Here is a 25,895-nt window from a genome sequence, read left to right as displayed (position 1 = left end):
GGCGGGTGGGTGGGTGTGCTTCGGCAACTGGTTTGTGTGGCGGAGTGGTGGTTGGTCGTTTCGGTGGAAGTCGGGGCTGGAGCCGGAGGGGCAGAAGGGTGGGTGGGGTAATCACTGTGGGCGGGTGGGTGATCGGATGTGTTGTCAGCGCTTCGTTTTGGCTTGTGGGGGTAGGGTGACATATCGCTACTAGTCATGACAAAAGGGGACATGTAGTGTCGGGGTTATGAGTGCCCCTTGCCCTGAACCTCACTGGCAGACCGGCCTCTAAGGGCCTCATCTACTTCTCTGCGGATACTCCCGCTTCCCTGGTGCCCGAAGGTTGCCCGGATTCTCTGAAGAGTCGATGAGGTAAAGGATTTCTGCGATGACGCGGTATGACGTCGTGGTGCTGGGTGGCGGGCACAACGGGCTGGTTGCGGCGGCTTATCTGGCCAAGGCCGGGCGGCAGGTGCTGGTGCTGGAGCGGTTCGGGCATGTGGGTGGGCTGGCGGTGTCGGCGCGGGCGTTCGCAGGGGTGGAGGCTCGGCTGTCGCGGTACTCGTATTTGGTGAGTCTGCTGCCGGGCAAAGTCGTGCGGGATCTGGGGCTGGAGCTGGAGCTCAAGCGGCGGAGGTTCGCCTCGTACACGCCGGTGAACGGGACCGGGCTGCTGGTGGACAACGGGGACGAGGACCGTACGGTGGCCTCGTTCGCCAAGGTGACCGGGGGGACGGGGGATCTGACCGCCTGGCGGCGGTTCTACGCGATGACGGCCGAGGTGGCGCAGCGGGTCGCGCCGACGTTGCTGGAGCCGCTGCGGGGGAGGGACGAGTTCCGAGGGCTGGTGGGCGCGGAAGCCTGGCGGGACCTGTTCGAGCGGCCGATCGGGCAGGTGGTGGCGGAGCGGTTCGCGGATGACACGGTGCGAGGCGTGGTGCTCACCGACGCGCTGATCGGAACCTTCGCCGATCCGGACAGCGACCTGCTGGCGAACCGGTGTTTCCTGTATCACGTGATCGGCGACGGGACGGGGGACTGGAACGTCCCGGTGGGCGGCATGGGCGCGGTCACCGAGGGGCTGGCGGGGATCGCGAGGGCGGCCGGAGCGGAGATCCGTACCGGGGCGGAGGTCACCGGGGTGGACCCGGGCAACGGAGAGGTGACCTTCACGCTGGACGGGCGGGAGCACACCGTAAGCGGTGGTCACGTGCTGGCCAACCTGCCCCCGGCCGTGCTGGCCCGGTTGCTGGGGGAGACCCCGGAGAAGCCCGAGGGGGCCCAGCTCAAGGTGAACATGGTGCTCTCCCGGCTGCCTCGGCTGAAGGACCCGGACGTGGACCCCCGGGAGGCGTTCAGCGGCACGTTCCACATCAACGAGAGCCGCGACCAGCTGGCTGCGGCGTACGCGGAGGCGAGCGCGGGGCGGATCCCGGCGCTACCGCCCGCCGAGGTCTACTGCCACTCGCTGACCGACCCGTCCATCCTCGGCCCGGATCTGCGCGCCTCCGGGGCCCAGACGATGACCCTGTTCGGCCTGCACCTGCCCGCCCGGCTGTTCGAGCGCGACGGCGCCAAGGAGGAGGCGATCCGCCACACTCTCGCCTCGATCAACAGCGTGCTGGCCGAGCCGATCGAGGACTGCCTGCTGCGCACCCCCTCCGGCGAACTCTGCCTGGAGGCCAAGACCCCGCTCGACCTGGAGCGGGAGGCGGGACTGCCGGGCGGCCACATCTTCCACCGCGATCTGAGCTGGCCGTTCGCCGAGTCCGACGAGGACGGCCCCTGGGGCGTGGAAACGGCGCACGAGCGACTGCTGCTGTGCGGCGCGGGGGCCAGGCGTGGCGGCGGCGTCAGCGGCATTCCGGGACACAACGCTGCGATGGCCGTGCTCGGGCGGCTCTCATAACTCCACGAGGTGACTCGCCTGGGCACGATGCTGCGATGGCCGTGCTGGGGCGGCTCTCATAACTCCACGAGGTGACTCGCCTGGGCACGATGCTGCGATGGCCGTGCTCGGGCGGCTCTCATGAGGCGACTAAAGATCTAATAACGTGATTCAGGCGGCTCTCATAAAGCCTGACTACCGTGGACCCGTGAGTGAGAGCGCACGGCTGCTGGTGGTGGACGACGAGCCCGCGTTGCGCGACGCGCTGCGCAACAGCCTGGAATTCGAGGGATACCAGGTGGCCACGGCCGCCGACGGCCAGACCGCCTTGGAGGAGCTGGCGCGGGAGTCGTACGACGCCGTCCTGCTGGACGTGATGATGCCCCGCCTGGACGGCCTGACCGCCTGTAGGCGGCTCCGGCAGGGGGGCGACCACGTGCCGGTGCTGATGCTCACCGCCAGGGACGCGGTCGGCGACCGGGTCTCCGGTCTGGACGCGGGCGCCGACGACTACCTGGTCAAGCCGTTCGAGCTGGACGAACTGCTGGCCAGGGTCCGCGCGCTGCTGCGCCGCAGCGCCCTGTCCAGCCCGGCCTCATCAGACGTGCTCGCCTACGCGGGGCTGCGGATGGACACGGCGTCCCGCGAGGTCACCAGGGACGGTAACCCCCTGGACCTGACCCGCACCGAGTACCTGCTCCTCGAACTCTTCCTGGCCCACCCGCGCCAGGTGCTCACCCGCGAGCAGATCCTCAGCCAGGTCTGGGGTTTCGACTTCGAGCCGTCCTCCAACTCCCTGGACGTGTACGTCATGTACCTGCGCCGCAAGACCGAGGCGGGCGGCCTGCCCCGGCTGATCCACACCGTGCGCGGCGTCGGGTACGTGCTGCGGACAGCACCGTGAGCCTGCGCCGCCGGCTGACCCTGCTGATCACGGTCGCGGTCGCGGTGGCCATCGCCGTCTGCGCCGGGGCCAGCTGGCTGCTGGTCAGGGGCCAGCTGTACGGCCAGGTCGTCGAGCAGATCGAGCGCCCGGTGCCGGACGAACAGGTGGCGCGGGCGCTGATGGCGTGCGGGCAACCGTCGGCGTACTCGCCGAAGATGGATCCCGCGGGCCGGAGCTGGCAGGTGATCCGCTCCGACGGAACGGTCTGCCCCGGCGGGTACGCGCAGATCACGCCGACCGCCCAGGAGATCGCGCTGACCGCCTCCGGCGGCGCCCCGATCGTCAGGGAGGCGACCACCGAGGACGGCGCCTCCGTGCTCGTCCACACCGAGCTCTTCCGGCCGGGGCCGCACGCCGGCGAGTTGCCGGGACCGCTGGCGCTCAGCGTGTTCCGCCCCATCGACGACATCGACGCGGCGCTGGGCGTGCTCGGCCTGGTGCTGACCGCCGTGACCGCCGTCGGGGTGCTCGGCGCCGCGCTGGCCGGGCTCTGGCTGGCCCGCACCGCCCTGCACCCGGTGGGCAGGCTGACCGGGGTGGTGGAGCACATCGCCCGCACCGAGGACCTCACGGTCCGCATCCCGGTGGCGGGAACCGACGAGATCGCCCGGCTGAGCGCCTCGTTCAACACGATGACCGCCGCCCTGTCCAGTTCCAGGGACCGGCAGCGGCGGCTCGTCGCCGACGCGGGACACGAGCTGCGCACCCCGCTGACCAGCCTGCGCACCAACATCGATCTGCTGCTGCGCAGCGAGAACACCGGCCGGCCGCTCGACCCCGACGCCAAGCGCCGGTTGCTGGTCAGCGTCAAGGAGCAGTTCGAGGAGATGTCCAGCCTCATCGGCGACCTGCTCGAACTCTCCAGGAACGCCGAGACCGGGGAGCTCTCCACCGATGTGGAGTTCCACGACGTGGTCGCGGCGGCGGTGGAGCGGGCCCGGCGGCGTGGCCCCGGCCTGCGGTTCGACGTGGAGCTGCGCCCCTGGCGGGTGCACGGGGACGCCCGCGGGCTGGCCAGGGCGGCGGTCAACGTCCTGGACAACGCCGTGAAGTTCAGCCCGCCCGGCGGGCAGGTGACCGTACGGCTCCGCGACGGCGTGCTGACCGTCCGGGACGAGGGCCCCGGCATCCCCGACGACGAGCTGCCGCACGTCTTCGACCGCTTCTGGCGCTCCCCGTCGGCCCGCAGCCTGCCCGGCTCGGGCCTCGGCCTGGCCATCGTCGCCCAGGCGGTCCGCGGCGCGTGCGGCGAGGTCACCCTCGCCAGCCCGCCGGACGGCGGCACCCTGGCCACCATCCGCCTCCCCGGCAGCGAACCGGCACCCTGAACTGCCTTCTCATTCGGTCTTAACGAACGGCTCAGCGCCGTTCAAGATCGGTCCGCGAGCTTGAACGGCATGAGCACAACAACGGTTTTCCCGCCACCGGCCGAAGCGTCCAACCGGACCCGGCTCGTCGAGATCGTGGTCCCGGTCCACAACGAGCGGCGCGTGCTGGCCGACAGCATCCGGCGCCTGCACGCCCACCTCTCCCGCGACTTCCCGTACGGCTTCCGCGTCACCATCGCCGACAACGCCAGCACGGACGACACCTGGGCCATCGCGGAGGACCTGGCCAGGGAACTGCCCGGGGTACGGGCCATCCACCTGTCCGAGAAGGGACGGGGCCGCGCCCTGCGCCGGGTCTGGACGCTGAGCGACGCCGATGTGGTCAGCTACATGGACGTGGACCTGTCCACCGACCTGGACGCCTTCCTGCCGCTGATCGCGCCCCTCATGTCCGGCCACAGCGACCTGGCCATCGGAACCCGGCTGTCGGCGGCGGCCAACGTGGTGCGCGGCCCGAAACGCGAACTCGTCTCGCGCGCCTACAACCTGCTGCTCCGCGCGGTCCTCGGGGCGCGCTTCTCCGACGCCCAGTGCGGGTTCAAGGCCGCCCGCACCGAGGTCGTCCAGGCGCTGCTGCCCGCCGTCGAGGACGAGGGATGGTTCTTCGACACCGAGCTGCTCCTGCTGGCGGAGCGGCACGGCCTGCGCATCCACGAGGTGCCCGTCGACTGGGTGGACGACCCCGACAGCCGGGTCGACATCGTCCGTACCGCCCTGGACGATCTGCGCGGCCTGGCCAGGGTCGCCCGCGTGACGCTGTCGGACGGCGGCGACCTGGTCACCGCCAGGCGTACGGGACCGGGTGGCGGCATGGCGCGGCAGATCCCGGTCTTCGTGGTGGTCGGACTGGTCAGCACGCTGGCGTACCTGGTGTTGTACTCCGGCTTCCGGCTCGCGCTGCCCTCGGTGGCGGCCAACTTTCTGGCGCTGCTGGTCACGGCGGTCGCGAACACGGCGGCCAACCGGCGGTTCACCTTCGGGGTCCGCGCCCGGGCGGGGATGGTGCGGCACCAGTTGGAGGGGCTGATCGCGTTCGCGGTCGGGCTCGCGGTCACCACGGCCGCCCTGGCGTCGCTGCCGGCCACGGCGTCCCGGTTGGTGGAACTGGTCACGGTGATCGGCGCCAACCTGGTGGCGACCGTGGTGCGGTTCGCGCTGCTGCGCGGCTGGGTCTTCCACCCGAACCGGAGGGTCCGATGACCGCCACTCTGACTCCGAAACACGTCGTGGCGGGCCATCGGGCCAGGGGAGCACTGGCGCGGACCTTCCTCGGTGCGGTGGGGGATCCGGTGTGGGCGCGTCCCGCCCTGTGGGGCGTGCTCGGCCTGGCGGCGGTTCTCTACACCTGGGCGCTGGGCGCGGGCGGCTACGCCAACGCGTACTACTCGGCGGCCGTGCTGTCCGGAACGCGCAGCTGGCACGCCTTCTTCTTCGGCGCGCTCGACGCGGGCTCCTTCATCACGGTGGACAAGCCGCCGTTCGCCCTCTGGGTGATGGGCCTGTCGGCGCGGATCTTCGGCTTCGGCACGTGGAGCCTGCTCCTGCCGCAGGCCGTCGCGGGGGTGGCCACGGTCGGCCTGGTCCATTCCGCGGTACGGCGTTCGCTGGCTCCCCGCAGGGCTGCGCACGCCGCCGCGCTGATCGCCGCCCTGGTGATGGCGCTGACGCCGATCACCGTGGCCATCAACCGGGACAACAACCCCGACACGATCCTGGCGCTGCTGCTGGTGCTGGCGGCCTGGTTCTGCCTGGAGGCGATCCGCACCGGCAGGCTCCGGACGATCGTGATCTCGGCCGTGCTGGTCGGGTTCGCGTTCAACACCAAGATGCTCCAGGCGTATCTGGTGGTTCCGGCGTTCGCGCTGGTCTACCTGTACGCCGCGCCCGGCACGCTGGTGCGCAGGTTCGGGCGGCTGCTGGTCGCCGGGGTCGCGCTGGTGGTGTCCAGCGCGTGGTGGATGGTGGTCGTGGATCTGTGGCCGGCGGCGTCGCGGCCGTACATCGGCGGCAGCACGGACAACACGGTCTGGGATCTCGTCGTCGGGTACAACGGGCTCGGCCGGATCTTCGGCGGCGGGGGCGGCCGGGGCGGCGGCGCCTCCTTCGGCGGCGAGGCGGGGATCGGGCGCCTGTTCAACGAGGTCATGGCCGGTCAGATCTCGTGGCTGCTGCCCTTCGCGGGGATCGCCCTGATCGCCGGGTTGTGGCTCGCGTTCCGGCGACCGGCCGTGCGGGCGGCGCTGCTGCTCTGGGGCGGCTGGCTGGTCGTGCACTTCGCGGTGTTCAGCCTGTCGAGCGGGACCTTCCATCCGTACTACACGACGGCCATGGCGCCCGCCGTCGCCGCCCTGACCGGTATCGGCGTGGTCCTGCTGTGGCGGGCGCCCCGTGGCTGGGCGTGGGTGCTCCCGGTGGGAGTCGCGGTGACCGGTGGCTGGGCGGTCGTGGTCCTGCGCCGTACGCCTGACTTCGTGCCCTGGCTGTGGTGGGCGGTGGCGGCGGCGACCGTGGTGGCGGTCCTCGCTCTCGCGGCGCGGGCGTTCGGCGCGCGGAGGGTGGCCGCCGTGTCGATCGTGGCCACGCTCGTGGCGGGCCTGGCCGCACCCGCCGCGTTCGCCGTCACGCCCCTCAGTTCGGCGGTGAACGGGACGAACCCCACGGCCGGGCCGGCCACTCGCGGTGGCATGGGCATGCCTGGCGGCGGCGGATTCCCTGGGATGCGCGGCGAACCCGGCGAACTTGGCGGATCGGGGCACCTGGGCGGAATGCCCCCTGAGGGCGGCGATATCGGGTTCGGGCGTGGACCTGGCGGCGGGCGTGATCAGGTGACGTCGGAGATGGCCGACTACCTGGTGCGGAACCAGGGAGGCGCGACCTGGCTGGTGGCGGTGAGCAGCGCGCAGAGCGCGTCCTCGCTGATTCTTTCGACCGGACGCCCGGTGATCGCGATGGGCGGCTTCACGGGTTCCGACCCGGCGATGACCGTCGAGAAGCTGGCGTCGTACGTGGCCTCCGGCCAACTCCGCTACATCATGGTCGGCGACGGAGACCGTGGCGGAAGCTCCGAGATCACCGCCTGGGTGCGGGAGCACGGAACCCTCGTCGACGCCTCCGAATACGGCGGCACAACCGAGAACACCACCCTCTACGAACTGGCCGCCACGGATGTGGTCACAACATGAGCCTGGCGTGCCGGAGGGCGACCAGGCCGGGGATGGACACCCGGGCGAGTTCGGCGCCGTCCGACGGGGCGAGGTGGACGGCGGCGCCGGACAGGCCCAGCCAGAAGGTGCCGTCCCGGTCCACGGTCAGGCCGCGCGGTGTCCCCGGGATCGGGGTCGTGTGCCGGACCGCGAGGGTGTGGGGGTCGAGGGTGAGGACGTTCGTCCCGGCGGCGAGGTAGATCGCGTCGTCGGTGGCGGCGGCGTGGGCGGGGCCCTCGGACTTGGGGATGGCGGCCGTGGACACCGCCTCCAGGTCGGGGGTCTGGGCGCGCAGGACCTGGCCGTTCGCGGTGTCGAAGACGTACAGGCCGGAGGGGCTGACGGCGACGGCGTGGCTTTCGGCCGGGCCGTGGCCGAAGGGGTCGGGCAGGTCCAGGCAGTACGCCCAGTGTTCGGTCAGGCTGAGGACGTGGACGAAGGCGTGCACGCCGGTGGAGCGGCCCGCCACCAGGTCGCGGGTGTGCAGGTGGTTGGGCTGGTGGGTGTAGAGCGTGTACAGCCGGTCGCCCTCGGGGGACGGCACGCCCAGCCGCCCGTCGCCGCGCATGATCTCTTCCGCGCCTTCCGGGACGGCCTGCTTCAGCCGGGTCAGCACCGGGCCGACCGCGCCGGTGGCGAGGTCCAGCACGCGCACCCGGTAGCCCTCCGGGTGACCGGCCGGGAGGTAGTCCACCAGGAAGAGGTGGCTGTCGGCGGTGGAGAAGGCGTCCGGCTGGTAGTTCCCGTCCAGCTTGTACGTCCTGGCGGGGCGGGCGCCCGTGGGGTCGGCGACGACCAGGCGGGTGGTGGTACGGCCTCCGGCGCCGTACGGGTCGGCCGGGGCGGGGTCGGCCAGCACCACGCGCAGGCCCGAGGGAGAGACCGTGCGGACGGCCGCCCCGCCCGGAACGGGTGTACGGGTGAGCTCGCCGCCCTTGCCGTCCAGGGTGATCAGGGATCGGCCGGTGAGGGTGTAGAGCCGGTTCCAGTTGGTGTCGGCCAGCATGGCGGCGGCGAGGGGCAGGCCGGTGGCGGAGTCGATGACCGACAGGCCGCCGGGGGTCTCGGCGTACAGCAGGGAGCTCTTGGGAGGCAGCGAGGGGCTCGCGGCGGGCCGGTCGGGGCCCGCGCAGGCGCCCGTCAGCGTGATTCCGCCGCAGAGTGCCAGGAATGCGCGTCGCTTCATGCCCTCGGTACACCGGCGGGGGCGCTCAGGTTCCCCGGCGGATCACCGCGTCGACCGCGACCACGCCGTCGGGCCGGACGAACACCGGGTTCAGCTCGACCAGCCCCAGACCCTCGTCCATCGCCAGCTCCCCAACCGCCACCGCTAGTTCAACCAATTTCCCGATATTTCCGGACTTGAGTAGAGGGTGGGCCTTCAGCGTCGACAGGGCACGGCTCACCCTGGCGGCGTCGGCGGGCAGCGGGATCAAGGCCACATCGTCCAGGAGTTCGACCCAGACGCCGCCGAGGCCCAGGACGAGCACGGGAACAAGCCCGTCACGACGGACGGCGACCAGGACCTCCACGCCGGGGGTCACCATCTCCTCGGCCAGGACCTCGCCGAAGGCGCGCAGCCGGGGAAACGCGGCACGCGCCTGGTCGGCGTCCGCGCCCAGCACCAGAGCGCCAATCCGCGATTTATGCTGAATGCCCTCCGAACTGGCCTTTATCGCGATATTTCCCCCGAATTCGCCGACGGCGCGGACCGCGTCCTCGGGATCGGCGACCACCCGGCCCCGGGGAACCGGGATTCCCCGCCCGGCGAGCAGTTCCTTCGCCCGATGCTCGGCAAGCCAGCCCCCAGACTCCAGACGCCCGGCCGCCGCCGCGATGTCCTTGAGCCGCACGGGATCCGGGACCGGACCGAGGAGCGCCCCCGCGCAGAGCAGCCCTTCGGAAAGCCCCGCCACCGGGACGACGCCGTGCGCGGCCAGCTGTTCCGCGGTCGCCTCCGGCATCAGCTCGGGCAGGGTCGACGCGACCAGAACCGGCTGGTCGAGGCGGGAGGCGGCCAGGATGATCCCGTCGAGCGCCCCGTCCCAGCTCTCGGCGGCCTCCTCCGACATCCGGGCAGGCCGGTCGTAGTACACCAGCACCGGCCCGACCGCGGCGTCCTGGGCGGCGATAGTGATCAGCTCCGCGGTGCGTTCCACCTCGCCGAAGATCACCGCGGTGTAGTCCAGCGGATTCCCCGGCGTCGCCGTCGCGGGCAGCACACCACCGAGCGCCCGCTCGGTCCCCGGAGCGAGGGCCGGCAACGGCACCCCCAGCCGCTCGGCCTCGTCGGCGGCCGTGGCCGCGTCCCCGCCGGAACAGGTCACCACCAGCACGCCGGGCGCCCGGGACGGCCGCCGGATCGCCAGGGTCTTGGCCAGTTCGAGCAGCTCGTGCGGATTGCGCGCCCAGGCGCCCCCGGCCTCCTCGACCAGCGCCCGCGAGACCCGCGCGTCCCCGGCCACCGATCCCGTGTGCGCGGCGGCGGCCGCGGCCCCCAGCACGCTGCTCCCCGCCTTCAGCACGGCGACCCTGATGCCCTGCTCGGCGCAGTCCGCCAGGGCCACCGCCAGGCGCTCCCCGTCGCCCTCGTCCTCCAGGTAGAGCGCCACCGACCGCACGCCGTCCAGCTCCGCCAGCGCCGACAGGTAGTCGGCCGCGTCCAGCACCGCCTGGTTCCCGCAGGAGACCACCGTGTGCAGCCCCAGCGCCCGGGTGCTGAGCAGCGCGTTCACCGCCACGTTCCCACTCTGCGAGACCAGCGCCACCGGCCCGGGACGGCGCGGGGTGTAGGCGTCCCCCCAGAGCGGCGCCCGGTGCGTCACCGAGACGATGCCGTTCCCGTTGGGTCCGCAGACCGGCAGGCCGTACCGCCGGGCCGCCGTCACCAGTTCGTCCTGGAGCGCCCGCCCCCCGGCCACCTCGGCGAAGCCCGCCGCCAGGACCACCGCGCCCCCGCACCCGTACGCGCCCGCCTCGGCCACCAGTCCCGGCACCGTGGCGGCGGGGGTGGCGATCACCAGCGCGTCCGGCGCGAGCGGCAGATCGGCGATCGTCGGGAAGCACGGCACGCCGTGTACCTCGGCCGCCGTCGGATGCACCCCGAACACCGGTCCGGCGAATCCGGCCGCCACCAGATTGGCCACGGCCTGGTTTCCGTACGAGCCGGGCCGGGTGGAGGCGCCCACCACGGCGATGGACCTGGGTGCGAGCAGACGTGCCGGATTCACATTTTCCCACACTGGTTGGTTGACCAGTCAACCGTCAAGGGTAGGGTTGTCTGCTCCCCCCGAAACGGACCCCGTACTGCGGTAGTCTTGCCGGTGTGCGCAGTGCGGAGGGCGCCCGGAGTAGCCGGGCCGATCAGGCTGATCAGCGCCGGGCCGAACTGCTGGACGCCGCCCGGCGTGTCGTGCTCGAACGAGGGCTGGCCAGCACTCGGGTCGCGGATATCGCGAAGGCGACCAATGTCAGCGGTGGCTTGATCCATTACCACTTCGCCACCAAGGACGATCTGATCACCGCGATGTTGCGCGCCACCTCGGAGACCGAGGTCAAACGGCTGCGGGAGATCATCGCCGGCCCGGGGACCGCCATCCAGCGGCTGGACCGGGTGTTGCGCTACTACATCCCCAGTTCCCGCTCCGACCAGAGCTGGATCCTCTGGCTGGACGCCTGGGCCTTAGGGGTGCGGGAGCCGCACGTCCGGGAGATCCTCCTGGAACTGGAGGGCGGCTGGATCGAGATCCTGGCCGAGGTGATCTCCGAGGGCGTGCAGAAGGGCGAGTTCGTCTGCGACGACCCGAACGGCGCGGCCGAGCGCCTCGACGGCATGCTGGACGGGCTGGTCGTGCGCTACACGCTGCACTCCGGGGCGATGTCCCGCAAGCGCCTGCTGGAGCACGCCAGGATCGCCGCCTGCCACGAGGTCGGCGTCGCGCGCGAGTCGTTCCCGGCCTGACCTTGGGGAAAGCCCGCTATTGACACACTTGTCCACCCCTATTTGACTGGGTGACCAATCAGTTAAAGGGGTGGGGCATGTCGCTGGTGCGGTTGACCGCCGAGCAGGGCGAGTTGCGGGAGCGGGCCAAGGCGTTCGTGGACCAGGTGCTGATCCCGCGCGAGGAGGCCGCGGAACGCGCGGGCGGCCGCCTCCCGGCCGAGGACGTCGAGGCGATCATGAAGGCGGCGGTGGCGGCCCGGCTGAACGGCGGCAGGCACGACCCCGCGCACGGCGGCCAGGGCTGGTCGGCCACCGACTACGTGGTGGTGCACGAGCAGTTCGGCCGGAACACCAACGGCCTGTGGTGGTGGGTGCCCGACGCCTACAACGTGCTGGCCGCCGGCACCCCCGAGCAGATCGAGAAGTACCTGCGCCCCGCCCTGCGCGGCGAAGCCTGGATCTCGTACGCGGTGACCGAGGAACACGCCGGATCCGACCCCTCCGGCATCACCACCACGGCGGTCCCGGACGGCGACGGCTGGCGCCTGGACGGCGAGAAGTGGTTCGTGACCAGCGGCGACGTGGCCGCCGCGCACATCGTGGTGGCCCAGGTCGAAGGCCACGGCCCGACGCTGTTCATCGTGGACGCCGACGCCGAGGGCCTGGAGTTCGCCGACAGCCCTCTGTTCACCCACACCTTCCCGCACGGCCACCCCACCCTCCGGCTGACCGGGGTGCGGGTCGGTCCGGAGGCCGTGTTCGGCGGCCTGGGCGCGGCCGACGCGCTCCAGCAGAACTGGTTCGTGGAGGAGCGGCTCGGCATCGCCGTGCACTGTGTGGCCGCGATGGGCCGCCTGCTGGAGGAGGCCGTGGCCTGGGCGACCACCCGGGAGCAGGGCGGCGCCCGGCTGATCGACCACCAGGGGGTCGCCTTCCCGCTGGCCGACTCGGCGGCCGACGCGGCCGCCGCCCGGCTGATGGTCTACGAGGTGGCCGCGCTGTCCGACGCGGGCGCCGATCGCAAGGTCGTCCACGCCAAGGCCTCGCTGGCCAAGCTCTTCGCCAGCGAGGCCGCCTACCGCTGCGCCGACCGCGCGGTGCAGACCTTCGGCGGGCGCGGGTACATGCGCACCAACGTCGCCGAACGCTTCCTCCGCGAACTCCGGGTTGACCGGATCTGGGAGGGCACCAGCGAGATCCAGCGTCTGATCATCGCCCGCTCCCTGGAACGCCGGGGCGTCCGTCCGGTGATTGCCTAGAGCGAGGCCAGCTGTTCCAGGGCCTTGCTCCCCGTCCGTCGCCGCAGCACCAGCCAGGCGAGCACCAGGGCCACCGCCGACCCGACCAGCAGCAGCGTGGCCAGCGCGTTCAGTGCCGGGGACGGCGCGTTCCGCACCGCGCTGTAGAGCTTGATCGGCACGGTCGCCGAGGAGGCGTCCGGGGACAGGAAGGCCGAGATCACGAAGTCGTCCATGGACGAGGCGAAGACGATCATCGCGCCCGCGAACACGGCCGGGGCCAGCAGCGGCAGCACGATCAGCCGCAACGCGGTCAGCCGGCCACAGCCCAGGTCCCTGGCCGCCTCCTCGTAGTCGGTCCCGATCGAGACCAGCCGGGACCGGACGATCACCACCACGTACGACACCGAGAACGTCACGTGCCCGAGCACCTGGGCCGGCATCCCCAGCGGCACGAACAGGTAGAGGTTGGTGAAGACCAGGTAGAGCGCGCTGCCCATGACGATCTCGGGGGTGGCCAGCGGCAGCAGCATCAGCCCGTTGGCCGCCCGGCTCGTCCGGCCCTTCCAGCGGGCCAGCCCGAGCGCCATGGCCACCCCGAGCGGGGTGGCGATGAGCGTGGTCAGCGTGGCCAGCACCAGGCTGTTGACCAGCGCCAGACGCAGCGAGGGATCCCCGGCTACCGAGTTCGGGTTCCCCGCGTACCACTGGAACGAGAAGCCCTGCCAGGTGCTGCGCGACTTGCCGTCGTTGAAGGAGAACTGGATGGCGATCAGCACCGGCACCAGCGACCACACGACGTACGCCCAGGTGACCGTGGCCAGCACGAGGGGTCTGCGTCTCATGCCCCCGCCTCCTCGGCCCGCCTGCTGGACACCAGGTAGTACGCCATGAGCACCATCAGCAGGGCGGACAGCAGCAGCACCAGCGAGGCCCCGAGCTCCTTCCGGGTCCCGCCGAGCAGGTAGAACTCGATCTGGTTGGCGATCATGGTCGTGGTGGGGGAGCCGGAAACCAAACTGTTGGTGTAGTAGTCCCCGAACATGGGCAGCGCCGTGATCGCCCCCGCCGTCATCAGCCCCGGCCGGGACAGCGGCAGCGTGACGTGCCAGAACGCCCGCCGCCCCGAGCAGCCCAGGTCCCTGGCCGCCTCCAGCAGTCGCTCGTCGATCCGGTCCAGCGCCGAGAACAGCGGCACGATGAAGAACGGGATGTAGCCGTAGACCAGGGCCAGCACCACGGTCACCGGGTTGCCCGACAGCCACCGCACCGGCTCGTCCACCAGCCGGGTGAGCAGCAGCAGGTCGTTGACGTACCCGTCGTCCTGGAGCAGGTTGAGCCAGGCCAGCATGCGGGTGATGTAGTTGACCCACCACGGGGCCAGGATGAGCGCCAGCAGCAGCCCGCGCCGCCGCCCCGCGTGCCGGGCCAGGTAGTAGGCCACCGGGTAGCCCACCAGCAGGCAGACGGCCAGCGCGAGCAGCACGTACAGGAAGGTCCGCAGGAACACCGGCCGCAGGTCGCCGGTGAGCGAGCGGTCGAGGATCTCCCCGAACGCGGTGAGGTCCCAGTAGCGGGGGTCCCACTCCGGCACGGGGGAGTTGAACACGGGGTCGGTGTAGCCGAACGCGACGGCGGCGACCGCGTAGAACGGCACCGCGAACAGGGCGACGATCCAGAGGGTTCCGGGCGCGGCCAGCGCGGCCCAGAACCCTGTGCGACGCCTCACTGGCCTGCCTTGAACTGCGCCCAGGAGTCGTTCCAGAGCGCCTCGGCGGCGGGGCTGATCTGGAAGATCTGCTGGCTGCGCGCGTACACCTCGGGGGTGACGATGGTGCTCTTGAGCTGCTCGGTGACGAACTCGTCGGTGACCATCTTCTCGGGGGTGATCGCGGTCAGCGCGGGCTGGTATCCGGTGTAGGAGAAGTTCTCCTGGGCGACGGCGTTGTCCAGCAGGTGGTTGATGAGCAGGTGGGCGAGGACCGGCTTGGTGGCGCCGCGCGGCACGGCCATCGCGTCGGTGCCGACCACGCCGGTGTTGTCGTCGGGGTACCAGTAGCCGAGCACGTCGGCCTCGACGCCCTTCGGCAGGTACGACTGCGCGTTGACCATGTCCCCGGACCAGCAGTGGTGCACGGTCGCCTGGCCCTCGGGAATGTACTGGTACGCGGTGACCCCGACCTTGATGTTCATCAGGTCCACCAGCTCGGTCAGCCAGGCCCCCGCCTTGGTGATCTTGCCGGGCTCCTCGGTGTTGATCTCGATGGACCCGTTCTTCAGCATGGCCAGCGCCAGCGCCTCGCGGGCGTCGTCGATCAGGTACGCCTTGCCGTTGTACGCCGGGTTCCACAGCAGGTCGTACCCGGTGACCTCCTTGACCTTGTCGGCCCGGTACCCGATCCCGGTGGTGTAGGCGTTGTACGGCACCGTGTACCGCGAACCCTCGTCGTAGAACGGGTTCTGCAGCTGCGGCCAGGCGTTGCCCAGGTTGCCGAGGTAGGTCTTGTTCAGCGGCTGCACCAGCTTGCCCACCGCCGCCTTGGCGATCACGTCGGGGGTGGGGAACCACACGTCGAAGCTGGTCCCGGCGGTGCGGAGCTTGGCGATCGCCTCGTCCATGGTGGTGAAGGTGGTGATCTCCACCTCCACCCCGTGCTCTTTGCCGAACTTTTTCACCACATCGGGGGAGATGTACTCGGCGTAGTTGAGCAGCTTCAGGGTGCCACCGCTCTCCGGGGAGAGGCCGTTGGCGATCATCGGCACGTCGTCGTGCAGTGGCAGCGCGGCCGGCGAGTCGGTACGGCTGAGCGGCACCGCCGAGGCTGCGGAGGGCCGCCGGGTGGGATCGGAACCGCACGCGGCGGTCACCCCGGCGAGTGCGCTGACCAGCAGAAACTTCCGTCTATCTATCGAGGGGGGCATGGCGGTCTCTCTTCTGGAACGCAAATCACCTCTTGCCAGACTGACTGGTTGCCCAGTTAGTCTGTCGCTGAGGCCCACAGGTAACAAGGCTTGCGGGCACAAGTTTCCCGGGTCGTAACGCCGCGCAGAAGGGGTTCCAATCGGTGGACCTGAAGCAGACCTACGACGCGATCGTGGTGGGAGGCGGGCACAACGGGTTGGTCGCCGCCGCCTATCTGGCCCGGGCCGGCCTGTCGCCGCTCGTGCTGGAGGCCCGCCCGGTCACCGGCGGCGCCGCCACCACGGAAACCCCCTGGGGCCCCGAGTTCAAGGTCACCGCGCTCTCGTACGTGATGAGCCTGATGCCCCCCACCATCCTGAAGGACCTGCGCCTGACCGAGCACGGCTACCGGGTCATCCCGATGGGCCCCTCCTTCGTGCCCTTCCCCGATGGCCGCTCGCTGCTCACCGAGACCGGCGACCCCGCCCACGAGTACGCCCAGCTGGCCGCCTTCTCCAAGAAGGACGCCGAGAACATGCCGAAGTACGAGGCCTGGCTGAAGGGCATCGGCGACGTGCTCTCCCCGCTGCTGATGAAGACCCCGCCGAACGTCGGCTCCACCCGCCCGCGCGATCTGCTCGACCAGCTCCGGCTGGCCTGGGGCATGCGTGGCCTGTCCACCCGGGGGGCGGCCGACGCGGTCCGGCTGTTCACCATGTCGGTCGCCGACCTGCTCGACGAGTGGTTCGAGTCGCCCGAGGTCAAGGGCATGATGGCGATCAACGGCGTGATCGGCACCTGGGCGGGCCCGGCCGAGCCCGGCACCGCGTACGTGATGATGCACCACACCATCGGCGACGTCGGCGACGGCAAGATGGGCAGCTGGGGTTACCCGGTGGGCGGCATGGGCGCGGTCGGCGCGGCGATCCGGAGCTCGGCGGAGGCGTTCGGGGCCACCGTGCTCACCGACGCGCCGGTGGCGCGCATCCTCGTGGCGGACGGCCGGGTCACCGGGGTCGCGCTCAAGGACGGCCGGGAGTTCCACGCCAGGATCGTGGTGGCGGCCACGCATCCCAGGATCACCTTCCTGGAGCAGATCGAGCGGTCCCGGCTCCCGGCGGAGTTCGTCGCCGACATGGAACGCTGGCGCTCCCGCAGCGGCGTCGTCAAGATCAACGTGGCCCTCGCCGAGCTCCCGAGGTTCACCGCGAATCCGGAGCTGACGGAGGAGCAGCTGAGCGGGTCGGTGGAGCTCTGCCACTCCATCGAGTACGTCGAGCAGGCGTTCCAGGACGCCCGCGCCGGGCGCGCCGCCACCGCGCCCTTCTCCGACAGCGTCATCCCCACCACCCTGGACAAGTCGCTCTCGCCCGAGGGCACCCACATCATGTCGATGTTCACCCAGTGGGTCCCGCACACCTGGGCGGACGAGCCGCACACCGAGGAGCTCGACGCGTACGCGGACCGGGTGATCGACGGCTACGACCGGCTCGCCCCCGGCTTCAAGGCGTCCGTGCTGCACCGCCAGGTGATCGGCCCACACCAGATGGCCGAGGAGTACGGCCTGGTCGGCGGCAACATCTTCCACGGCGAGCTCTCCCCGGACCAGCTCTTCCACCTGCGCCCGGCCCCCGGCTACGCGGACTACACCACACCGGTCAAGGGGCTCTACCAGTGCTCGTCGGCCACCCACGGTGGTGGCGGTGTGACGGGAATTGCTGGTTATCTCTGTGGCAAACGTGTGCTTAAAGACAGGAAGTGGTGGAAATGACGCAGACCGCCCCCTTGGAGCTCGACGCCGTCCGCGCCTGCCTGGAGCCGCCCGGGATGATGCTGCCCCGGGAGGCGTACACCGACGACGCGGTCCTGGACTGGGAGCGCCGGGTGGTCTTCGGCGGCGGCTGGGTGTGCGCGGGCCGGGCCACCACGCTGGCCCCCCGGTCCCGGATGGCGGTGGCCGTCGGCGACGACTCGGTGCTGCTGGTCCGGGACGAGGACGGCGCGCTGCGCGGCTTCTACAACGTCTGCCGTCACCGTGGCCACGAACTGCTGCCCTGCGGCTCCAGCGCCACCGGCCGGTTCATCGCCTGCCCGTACCACAACTGGGTCTACGACCTGCGCGGCGACCTGCACAAGGTGCCCAGGGAGGCGACGCCGCCCGGCCTGGGCCTGGTGCCGGTGCCCGTCACCGAGTGGCACGGCTTCGTGTTCGTCAATGCCTCCGGCGACGCCCCGCCCATCGCGGAGTACCTGACCGGCCTGGAGGAGATCGTCGCCCCGTACGGCATGGCCGGCCTGGAGGTGGCCGCCTCCCATGAGTACGTGCTGGACGCCAACTGGAAGCTGATCATCGAGAACTACCACGAGTGCTACCACTGCCCGGCCATCCACCCCGAGCTCTGCCGGGTCTCCCCGCCCGACAGCGGCGACAACTACCGCCCGGCGGGCCTGTGGGCGGGCGGCAGGATGGACCTGGTCGAGGGCGCCGCCACCATGTCCATGGACGGCTCCTCGGCGGCGGGGCCGCTGCCGGGCATCACCGGCGAGCGGCTGCGCATCGTGGAGTACCTGCACCTGTTCCCCAACGTGCTGCTCAGCCTGCACCCCGACTACGTGATGACGCACGTGATGGAGCCGCTGAGCGCGGGCCGCACCAAGGTGACCTGCCAGTGGCTCTTCCCGCCCGGCACGACCGACACGGCGTACGCGGTCGACTTCTGGGACCTCACCAACCGGCAGGACTGGGCGGCCTGCGAGGGCGTGCAGCGGGGGGTCTCCTCCCGCGGCTACGTGCCTGGCCCGTTCTCCACCGATGAGGACGTCACCTACCAGTGGATCGCCACCATGGCGACCGCCTATCTCACGGGCCGCGCCCCGGCCCTTCCGGAGAGGATCTGAAATGTCCGTCGTCAGCGAGCCGATCACGGTTCGCCCAGACAGCATCGGAAACCTGGAAAACCTGATCGCCCGCCAGGAGGAGATCTTCCTGGCCCGCACCACGGAATCCCGGCGCATCCGCCGCGAATGCGAGGACGTGCTTCCCGGCGGGGTGGCCTCCAACTGGCAGGACGCCCCGCCCGGCGCGGTCTGGATCTCGCACGGCTCCGGCTCCCGGGTCGTGGACGTGGACGGCACCTCCTACGTCGACCTGCACGGCGGCTTCGGGGTCGGCCTGGTCGGGCACGCCCACCCTGCGGTGGTGGCCGCGGTGGCCGAGCGGGTCCGCAAGGGCACCCACTTCGCCCAGCCCACCGAGAACGCCGTCGAGGTGGCCCGCGAGCTGGCCCGCCGGTTCGGCCTGCCGATGTGGCGGTTCGGCAACTCCGGCACCGAGTCCACCATGGACGCGGTGCACCTGATGCGGGTGGCCACCGGCCGCATGAAGATCATCAAGGTGGAGGGCAGCTACCACGGCCACCACGATTCTGTGCAGGTCTCGGTCTACCCGTCCCCCGAGGACGCCGGGCCGCCGCTGCGCCCCCGGTCGGTGCGGCAGGGCCCGGCCGTGCCCCCCGACCTGGCCCGGCTGACCGTGGTGGTCCCGTTCGGCGACCTGGAGGCGGTCGAGCGGGTGCTGATCGAGAACCCGAACGAGATCGCCGGCATGATCATCGAGCCGGTGATGATGAACATCGGCCTGATCCCGCCGCCGGACGGTTACCTGGCGTCCCTGAAGGCCCTGCTCAACCGGTACGGGGCCTACCTGGCCTTCGACGAGGTCAAGACCGGCCTGGCGGTGGCCCCTGGCGGCGTCACCGAGCTGTTCGGCGTGGTCCCCGACCTGGTCTGCCTGGCCAAGGCGCTCGGCGGCGGCCTGCCGTGCGGCGCCATCGGCGGCACCCCCGAACTGATGGGCCTTATCGCCGAGGGCGTGTACGAGCAGGTCGGCACCTTCAACGGCAACCCGCTGACCATGGCCGCGGCCCGGAGCACCCTGCTGGAGGTGCTGGACGCCGACGCCTACCGGCACTTCGACCGGCTCAGAAGGATCATGACCGAGGGCGCCCAGGCGGTGCTGGCACGGTACGGCCTGCCCGGCTACGTGCAGTCCTTCGGCGCCAAGGGCGCGGTGATCTTCCACGATCGGCTGCTCCGCGACTACCGGGACTTCCTGGACTACCCCGAGGAGTGGGGCCAGGCGCACTGGCTCTACCAGCACAACGGCGGGGTGTTCCTGCCCCCGTGGGGCAAGTGCGAGCAGTGGACGCTCTCGGTGCAGCACGGTGAGGACGACGCCCGCCGGTTCCTGCTCAACCTGGAGCGGATGGCGCGGGACTACGCGGGGAGTGCGGCCATCAGGTAGGCCAGCCGGGCGGCGGCGTCCTCGACGGAGTCGACGGTGCCGAGCCGGTAGCCCCAGGAGGTGATGAAGGCGCCGTTGCCGGTGACGGTGACCGTCTCGGTGAGGTTCTCGCTGAACCGGTTGCGCACCTGGACCCGGGGCGGCGCCGCCGTCATCACCCGGACCGAAAGATCGATGTGCTCCCGCGTGGCCGCGGCGAACCGCTCAAGGCATGACATTGTGTCCAGCATTGCACAATCACCTCCCGGTCAAGGGAAAAGGATTGCACGCCTGACTTCTACAGAGCAAGCAATTGAAGTGATCAATCCGTCGATTGTTTGGCGTACGCGTCGGCGGCCTTGACGATGATCGCCCTGGCCTCCTCGCGGAAGCTGGCCACCTCGGCGTACTCCTCGAAGGCCCGGGCGTAGAAGGCGATGTCGTCGGGGTCGCGGAGCAGGATGTCCTTGGTCCGGGTGGGCACCGCGGCCAGCGCGTCGTTGTAGATCCAGAAGGCGTTCAGCGGGGAGGAGGGCAGCGGCGTGGTGAACGGCAGCACGCCGAACTCCACGTTGGGCAGGGTGGTGACGGCCAGCAGCCGGTCCAGCTGGCCGCGCATCACGTCCACCGGGGCCAGCCGGTAGTACAGCACCGCCTCGGGCACCACGAACCGGAAGGTGCGGGTGGGGTCGTAGAGGATCTCCTGCCGCTGCATGCGCACCCGGATGGCCGCGTCCACGTCGTCGGTGGCGTCGTAGAGGCGGCGCACCTTGGTGAAGATGTGCCGGGCGTACTCGGCGGTCTGGAGCAGTCCGACCACCACGCCCGGTTCGAAGGCGCGGAACAGCCGGGTCCGCGACTCCAGGTCCCTGATGTCCTCCTGCAGCGCGGCCAGCCCGCTCTTGTGCCGCCCGCGCCAGGAGTCCTGGCGTTCCACCAGCCCCACCGCCTGCTGGATCAGGTTGTCCATGGTGGTCGGCTCGGCCTGTACGGCCTGCGCCCAGACCACCACGTCGTCCTCGGTGGCGGTCTGCCGCGCGTTCTCGATCCGGGACACCTTGGAGGGCTGCCAGGACAGGCGCTCGGCCAGATCCTTGCCGGACAGGTGGGCGCTCTCCCGCAATTGCCGAAGCTGGAGTCCAAGATCGATCCGAGCTTGCTGGAACCCGCTCACCACTCACCTCCGGCCATAGTGCGCTCAAAGGTAGACGCATCGTGACCGTCAGGCCATAGGGAACTCCCTAAGAGTTGATCAGTTCAGGTCTCAATTCTTCATGAGAAAGGCGTGATCTGGACAGCCGCCGCGGCGAGTCCCCTGATCAGGGGCTATGCGGCTGGCTGTGGGACGGTTTTCTCGTGAACCAGCACCCGTCGGGCGATCTCCACCAGCAGCTCGCGGGGCACCTCCACCGCGGTCTCGCCGTCCAGCACGTGGCGCAGATCGCCGCGCGCCTCCGCGTCCACGAGCTCCAGTCCCTGCACCACGATGGTGCCCCGGTCGGTCTCGTAGAGGGACGGGCAGGCGCCCGCCTCGGAGGTGGACCCTAGAAATCTCAGTCGCATGAGGATGTCCCCTTCCCCGAAAAGGCACGAAAAATCGCGCAATTGCGGGCAATTGTAGGGGGACTCATGTTTCGGGGGAATGGCCGTTCGTCACGTTTGTCCGGGGCAGCGGTACCAGCGCGGCCCGTAGCCGCTCACCCAGCGCCTTCGCCTGCGGGTCGAGCAGCGGCGAGGCCGCCACACCCCGGCCGAGCAGGCCGTGCACCACGAAGTTGACGGCCAGCAGGTTGGGCAGCTCGAAACGGTCGATCCGGCAGGCGCGGGTCTCGGGCAGCAGCTCGCGCAGGCGGTCGGGGGTGAGGTAGCCGGTCAGCCAGCTGTACTGCTCCAGCGTCCGCACCCAGACCCCGACGTTGGCGTTCCCGCCCTTGTCCCCGGAACGCGCCCCGGCGATCTTCCCGAAGGGCTCCAGCGGGGGATGGTCGGGTGGCAGCGGCAGCCCCGCCGACGTCCAGGGGCCGACGTGGGTGCCGTACGGGAGAGTGGGCTCGACCGCGGGCTCCGGCTCCGGGAGCGGGGGCGGCGCGGGGTCCACGGGGATGCGGCGGCCGTCCAGCCAGACCACGGGCTTGACCAGGTCGCGGGGGACCGTGACCGGCCAGTAGACCCCGTATGGGGTGGCCTCGCCCGGCGGGGCCATGGCGTACAGGCCCGGATAGGAGGCCAGGCCGGTCTCCACCACCGCCGAGGAGAAGGCGCGCCCGGCCTTCGCCGGGTCCGGGTCCAGCACGGTGATGCGCAGCAGCGCGGTCTCGCTGCCTTCCACCAGGTCGACGTGGACCTGCTCGAAGGAGTCCCTGGGCACCCTGGCCCAGATCGCCTGCTCGGCCAGCCGCGCCTTGGCCGGGATGTCCAGCCCGGTGAGCACCAGCGTCATGGTGTTCCGGTAGCCGCCCAGGTGGTTGACGGCGACCTTGAGCGTCTCCGGCGGCGGCTCCCCGGTCACCCCGGAGACCAGGACCCGGTCGGGGCCCTCCTGCGTGAGCCGTACGGTGTCGAAGCGGGCGGTCACGTCGGGCCCGAGGTAGCGGGGCGAGGCGATCTCGTAGAGCAGCTGGGCGGTGACCGTGCCCACGCTGACCAGCCCGCCCGTGCCGGGATGCTTGGTGATCACCGCGGAGCCGTCCGGGTGCAGCTCGGCGATGGGGAACCCGGCGTGCGCCAGGTCGGGCACCTCGTCGAAGAACGCGTAGTTGCCGCCGGTGGCCTGGCAGCCGCACTCGATGACGTGCCCGGCCACCACCGACCCCGCCAGCGGGTCCAGGTCTTCCGGACCCCAGCCGAACCGCCACATTCCGGGCCCGGTGACCAGCGCGGCGTCGGTGACCCTGCCGGTCACCACCACGTCCGCCCCGGCCGCCAGCGCCGTCGCGATCGGCCGCCCGCCCAGATACGCGTTGACGGTGACCGGCTGGGCGGCCAGGATCTCCCCGGTGTCGGCGTTGACCAGCGGCTCCCCGGCGAGCGAGGTCAGCAGGTCGTCGCCGGTGACGTGGGCGATGCGCAGGCCGTGCAGGCCGAGCCGGGTGGCCAGCTCGGCGACCGCCTCCGCGCACCCGGCCGGGTCGAGACCGCCGGCGTTGGCCACGATCCGGATGCCCCGCTCCTGGCAGGCGCCCAGCACCTGCTCCAGCTGCCGCAGGAACGTGGTGGCGTAGCCGGGACGGCCCTTGCGCCGGTTCCCCGCCAGGATGAGCAGGGTCAGCTCGGCCAGCCAGTCGCCGGTGAGCACGTCGATCCGCCCGCCCTCGACCATCTCCCGCGCCGCCGACAGCCGGTCTCCGTAGAAGCCGGAGCAGTTGGCGATCCGCAGCGGCCCGGTCACCGCACGGCCCAGCTCGGCGGTCGTTTCTGGAGGAAGGCGCTCATACCCTCGCGGGCCTCCGGGGAGGAGAAGAGCCGCGCGGACAGGGTGGCCATCTCCGCGCCCCGCTCGGCGAGCGCCCGCCGAACCGGCTCGGTGACAAGGCGCTTGGACTCGGCCAGACCCTGCGGCGAGGCCAGCCGGAGCCCGTCCAGCACGCTCTCCACCGCCTCCGCCAGGCCGGGCGCGGGCACCGCCCGGGTGATCAGGCCGATGCGTTCGGCCTCCGCCGCGTCGAAGGTCTCGCCGGTGATGAAGTACTGCCCGGCGGCGCGCGGGTCCAGCCGGGGCAGCAGGGTGAGCGAGATCATCGCCGGGCTGAGCCCCAGCCGGGCCTCGGTGAAGGCGTAGTCGCCGCCCGCGTCGGCGAGCACGATGTCACAGGCCCCGAGCACGCCGAGCCCGCCCGCCCTGGCCTTGCCGGTGACCATGGCCACCACCGGCTTGGGCAACTCGACGATGAGGGTGAGCAGGTCGATCAGGCGGCGACTGCCCGCCTCCATGCCCTCGGCGGCGGCCTCGCCCAGGTCGGCCCCGGCGCAGAAGACCGATCCGGTGTGGGTGAGCAGCACAGCCCGCACCGCTTCGTCGGCGGTGACCGCCTCCAAATGGCCGGAGAGCTCCTCCACCAACTGCCGGGACAGGGCATTGCGGTTCCGGGGCGAGTCGAGGGTGACCGTCGCGACGCCCCGCTCCACCGCCAGGTGCACCACGTTTTCCATCTGTCTATTCGCCTTCCGCTGTGATGACCGCGAGCACGCTCCCGGCCTCGACCTGGTCGCCTGGGGCGACGTTGAGCTCCGCCACCAGCCCGTCGGCCGGTGCGGCGATCTGATGTTCCATCTTCATGGCCTCCAGGACCACCACGGCCTTTCCCGCGGCGATTCGCTCGCCTTGGGCGGCTTCCACCCTGAGCACTGTGCCCGGCATGGGGGCCAGTAGCGATCCGGGGGCGACTTTTTCCGCCGGTTCGGGGAGGCGGGGGAGTGGCGTGAGCCGTACCGGGCCGAGGGGGGAGTCGACGAAGGTGGCCTCGGGGTGGGCCGCGACCGTGAAGGTGCGGGTGATGCCCTCCGACTCCAGCACCACCCGGCCGGGGTCGGCGCTCACCAGGACGACGCCCGGGTGGTCCAGGCCGTCGCGGGTGAAGCGGTATTCGATCGGCCCGGTTTCCGCGTACTCGACGCGCTGGGGTTGGGAGGGCACGTTCCGCCAGCCGCTGGGCAGGCCGCCGAGTACGGGTGCGGTGTGGCGGTTGGCGGCCGAGCGGGACAGTGCCGCCGCCAGCGCCGACAGTCGCACGGATTCGGGGTCGGCGAGGGGTTCGGTGAGCCGGTGCCGGTCCAGGAAGCCGGTGTCGGTGGCGCCGGAGCGGAACTCCGGGTGGCGGAGCACGCGGACCAGCAGGTCGCGGTTGGTGACGGGGCCGTGGATGCGGGCTCCGGCCAGCGCGGTGGCCAGGCGGCGGGCGGCGGCGTCGCGGGTGGGCGCGTAACAGATGAGCTTGGCCAGCATCGGGTCGTAGTGGGTGCCGATCTCGTCACCGTCCACCACCCCTGAGTCCAGGCGGAGGCCACCGGCTTCGAACTCGCTCTCCACGCCCGGGATCGCGAAGTGGTGGAGGGTGCCGTGGCCGGGCAGCCAGTCCTTGGCCGGGTCCTCGGCGTAGAGGCGGACCTCGATGGCGTGGCCGACCGGGCTGGGCGGCAGCGCGGGCAGGGCCAGCCCTTCGGCGATCTCGATCTGGAGCCGGACCAGGTCGACGCCGTAGACGCACTCGGTCACCGGGTGCTCGACCTGGAGCCGGGTGTTGGTCTCCAGGAAGTGGAAGCGGCCCCCGGCGAGCAGGAACTCCACCGTGCCCGCACCCTGATAGCCGATGGCTCTGGCGGCCTGCGTCGCCGCCTCGGCCAGCTCGCGGCGCAGCTCCGGCGTGACGGCGGGGGAGGGCGCCTCCTCGATCACCTTCTGGTGGCGGCGCTGGATCGAGCAGTCACGCTCGCCCAGCGCCCAGACCGTGCCGTGCGCGTCGGCCAGGATCTGCACCTCGACGTGCCGGGCTTGTTCCACCAGAGGTTCGACGAAGACCGTGCCGTCGCCGAACGCGGCCGCCGCCTCCCGCCGGGCGGCGGCCACCGCGTCGGGCAGCTCGGCGGGGTCCCGGACGATGCGCATGCCCCGCCCGCCGCCCCCGGCGGACGCCTTGACCAGCAGCGGCTGCTCGCCCAGGGTCTCCGCGACCTGGGCCGCCAGTTCGGCCGGATCCTGCGAGTCCGCCACCGTGACGCCCGGCAGCACCGGCACCCCGGCCCTGGCCATCAGCTCCTTGGCCTCGATCTTGGAGCCCATCGCCGCGATGGCCTCCGGCGGGGGCCCGATCCAGGTCAGCCCCGCGGCCTGTACGGCACGGGCGAACTCGGCGTTCTCCGACAGGAAGCCGTAGCCGGGGTGCACCGCGTCCGCCCCCGCGCGGGTGGCGGCCTCGATGACCAGGCCGATGTCCAGATATGCCTTCGGGTCGCCGTCCCCGAGGCGTACCGCGTGGTCGGCCTCGGCCACGTGCGGCGCGGCGGCGTCGGCGGCGGTGAACACCGCGACGGTCTCGATGCCCAGCTCCCGGCAGGTACGCAGCACCCGGCGGGCGATCTCCCCCCGGTTGGCCACCAGCAGGCGGGCGATGCTCGTACGGCTCATGTGGC

The 25,895-nt window shown here is 71.3% G+C and carries 21 protein-coding genes; 10 read left to right on the top strand and 11 right to left on the bottom strand.

What is annotated here, in order from left to right:
• The first annotated feature begins 367 nt into the window (after positions 1-367).
• From KIP79_RS40580 to KIP79_RS40560, 5 genes are all read left to right on the top strand, one after another.
• On the top strand, positions 368-1,888 hold the full coding sequence (locus KIP79_RS40580; protein ID WP_214110350.1) for a phytoene desaturase family protein: 1,521 nt from the start codon (positions 368-370) through the stop codon (positions 1,886-1,888).
• Positions 1,889-2,075: 187 nt separating this feature from the next.
• On the top strand, positions 2,076-2,771 hold the full coding sequence (locus KIP79_RS40575; RefSeq protein WP_308170154.1) for a response regulator transcription factor: 696 nt from the start codon (positions 2,076-2,078) through the stop codon (positions 2,769-2,771).
• Positions 2,768-4,141 carry a sensor histidine kinase gene (locus KIP79_RS40570; RefSeq protein WP_308170153.1) on the top strand — a complete coding sequence of 458 codons (1,374 nt, stop codon included), beginning with the start codon at positions 2,768-2,770 and terminating at the stop codon, positions 4,139-4,141. Before KIP79_RS40575 ends, KIP79_RS40570 begins: the two co-directional genes overlap by 4 nt.
• A 69-nt stretch (positions 4,142-4,210) precedes the next feature.
• A complete protein-coding gene (locus tag KIP79_RS40565; RefSeq protein WP_214110349.1) occupies positions 4,211-5,401 on the top strand; it encodes a bifunctional glycosyltransferase family 2/GtrA family protein in 1,191 nt (396 codons plus the stop codon).
• Positions 5,398-7,383 carry a mannosyltransferase YkcB-related protein gene (locus tag KIP79_RS40560; protein WP_214110348.1) on the top strand — a complete coding sequence of 662 codons (1,986 nt, stop codon included), beginning with the start codon at positions 5,398-5,400 and terminating at the stop codon, positions 7,381-7,383. Before KIP79_RS40565 ends, KIP79_RS40560 begins: the two co-directional genes overlap by 4 nt.
• On the opposite strand, the gene KIP79_RS40555 is transcribed toward KIP79_RS40560, so the two are convergent.
• Positions 7,373-8,590: an NHL repeat-containing protein gene (locus tag KIP79_RS40555; protein WP_214110347.1), complete on the bottom strand. Its 1,218-nt coding sequence runs from the start codon at positions 8,588-8,590 to the stop codon at positions 7,373-7,375. The two genes, KIP79_RS40560 and KIP79_RS40555, sit on opposite strands and share 11 nt — an antisense overlap.
• 25 nt (positions 8,591-8,615) lie before the next feature.
• On the bottom strand, positions 8,616-10,634 hold the full coding sequence (locus KIP79_RS40550; protein WP_214110346.1) for an acetate--CoA ligase family protein: 2,019 nt from the start codon (positions 10,632-10,634) through the stop codon (positions 8,616-8,618).
• A gap of 95 nt (positions 10,635-10,729) precedes the next feature.
• Between KIP79_RS40550 and KIP79_RS40545 the strand changes: the two genes are divergently transcribed.
• Both KIP79_RS40545 and KIP79_RS40540 read left to right on the top strand, forming a co-directional pair.
• Complete coding sequence (locus KIP79_RS40545; RefSeq protein WP_214110345.1) at positions 10,730-11,365, top strand: TetR/AcrR family transcriptional regulator; 636 nt, start codon at positions 10,730-10,732, stop codon at positions 11,363-11,365.
• 77 nt (positions 11,366-11,442) lie between these two features.
• Positions 11,443-12,606, top strand: coding sequence for an acyl-CoA dehydrogenase family protein (locus tag KIP79_RS40540; RefSeq protein ID WP_214110344.1), 1,164 nt, complete (start codon positions 11,443-11,445; stop codon positions 12,604-12,606).
• Here KIP79_RS40540 and KIP79_RS40535 read toward each other — a convergent pair.
• The 3 genes from KIP79_RS40535 to KIP79_RS40525 are packed head-to-tail and all read right to left on the bottom strand — an operon-like array spanning position 12,603 to position 15,507.
• Complete coding sequence (locus KIP79_RS40535) at positions 12,603-13,430, bottom strand: ABC transporter permease (RefSeq protein WP_214110343.1); 828 nt, start codon at positions 13,428-13,430, stop codon at positions 12,603-12,605. The genes KIP79_RS40540 and KIP79_RS40535 overlap by 4 nt on opposite strands.
• The gene (locus tag KIP79_RS47890; protein WP_214110342.1) at positions 13,427-14,314 is read right to left on the bottom strand and encodes an ABC transporter permease; all 888 of its coding nucleotides are present in this window, start codon (positions 14,312-14,314) and stop codon (positions 13,427-13,429) included. Before KIP79_RS47890 ends, KIP79_RS40535 begins: the two co-directional genes overlap by 4 nt.
• A complete protein-coding gene (locus tag KIP79_RS40525; RefSeq protein ID WP_214110341.1) occupies positions 14,311-15,507 on the bottom strand; it encodes a polyamine ABC transporter substrate-binding protein in 1,197 nt (398 codons plus the stop codon). The genes KIP79_RS47890 and KIP79_RS40525 overlap by 4 nt, the downstream gene beginning before the upstream one ends.
• 143 nt (positions 15,508-15,650) lie before the next feature.
• Here KIP79_RS40525 and KIP79_RS40520 point away from each other — a divergent pair, with 143 nt between their 5' ends.
• From KIP79_RS40520 to KIP79_RS40510, 3 genes are read left to right on the top strand one after another with little or no spacing between them, the layout of a single operon-like run.
• On the top strand, positions 15,651-17,258 hold the full coding sequence (locus tag KIP79_RS40520; protein WP_214110340.1) for a phytoene desaturase family protein: 1,608 nt from the start codon (positions 15,651-15,653) through the stop codon (positions 17,256-17,258).
• Positions 17,255-18,385 carry an aromatic ring-hydroxylating oxygenase subunit alpha gene (locus KIP79_RS40515; protein ID WP_214110339.1) on the top strand — a complete coding sequence of 377 codons (1,131 nt, stop codon included), beginning with the start codon at positions 17,255-17,257 and terminating at the stop codon, positions 18,383-18,385. Before KIP79_RS40520 ends, KIP79_RS40515 begins: the two co-directional genes overlap by 4 nt.
• 1 nt (position 18,386) lies before the next feature.
• Entirely contained in the window at positions 18,387-19,790 is a 1,404-nt protein-coding gene (locus KIP79_RS40510; RefSeq protein ID WP_214110338.1) for an aspartate aminotransferase family protein, read from the top strand.
• Here KIP79_RS40510 and KIP79_RS40505 read toward each other — a convergent pair.
• The 6 genes from KIP79_RS40505 to KIP79_RS40480 form a co-directional block, all read right to left on the bottom strand.
• Positions 19,763-20,008, bottom strand: a complete 246-nt coding sequence (locus tag KIP79_RS40505) for a hypothetical protein (protein WP_250214652.1) — start codon at positions 20,006-20,008, stop codon at positions 19,763-19,765. The two genes, KIP79_RS40510 and KIP79_RS40505, sit on opposite strands and share 28 nt — an antisense overlap.
• A gap of 83 nt (positions 20,009-20,091) precedes the next feature.
• A complete protein-coding gene (locus KIP79_RS40500; protein WP_214110336.1) occupies positions 20,092-20,943 on the bottom strand; it encodes a helix-turn-helix domain-containing protein in 852 nt (283 codons plus the stop codon).
• A gap of 152 nt (positions 20,944-21,095) precedes the next feature.
• A complete protein-coding gene (locus KIP79_RS40495) occupies positions 21,096-21,332 on the bottom strand; it encodes a hypothetical protein (RefSeq protein ID WP_214110335.1) in 237 nt (78 codons plus the stop codon).
• A gap of 64 nt (positions 21,333-21,396) precedes the next feature.
• Positions 21,397-23,157, bottom strand: a complete 1,761-nt coding sequence (locus KIP79_RS40490; protein WP_214110334.1) for an acyclic terpene utilization AtuA family protein — start codon at positions 23,155-23,157, stop codon at positions 21,397-21,399.
• The gene (locus KIP79_RS40485) at positions 23,154-23,918 is read right to left on the bottom strand and encodes an enoyl-CoA hydratase family protein (RefSeq protein ID WP_214110333.1); all 765 of its coding nucleotides are present in this window, start codon (positions 23,916-23,918) and stop codon (positions 23,154-23,156) included. Before KIP79_RS40485 ends, KIP79_RS40490 begins: the two co-directional genes overlap by 4 nt.
• A gap of 4 nt (positions 23,919-23,922) precedes the next feature.
• The gene (locus tag KIP79_RS40480) at positions 23,923-25,890 is read right to left on the bottom strand and encodes an ATP-binding protein (protein WP_214110332.1); all 1,968 of its coding nucleotides are present in this window, start codon (positions 25,888-25,890) and stop codon (positions 23,923-23,925) included.
• Between the last annotated feature and the right edge of the window lie 5 nt (positions 25,891-25,895).

It is taken from the genome of Acrocarpospora catenulata (assembly GCF_018476525.1).
Lineage (GTDB): Bacteria > Actinomycetota > Actinomycetes > Streptosporangiales > Streptosporangiaceae > Acrocarpospora > Acrocarpospora catenulata.
Note: the sequence above shows the minus strand (reverse complement) of the source record. Positions and strands in the feature narration are given on the sequence as shown.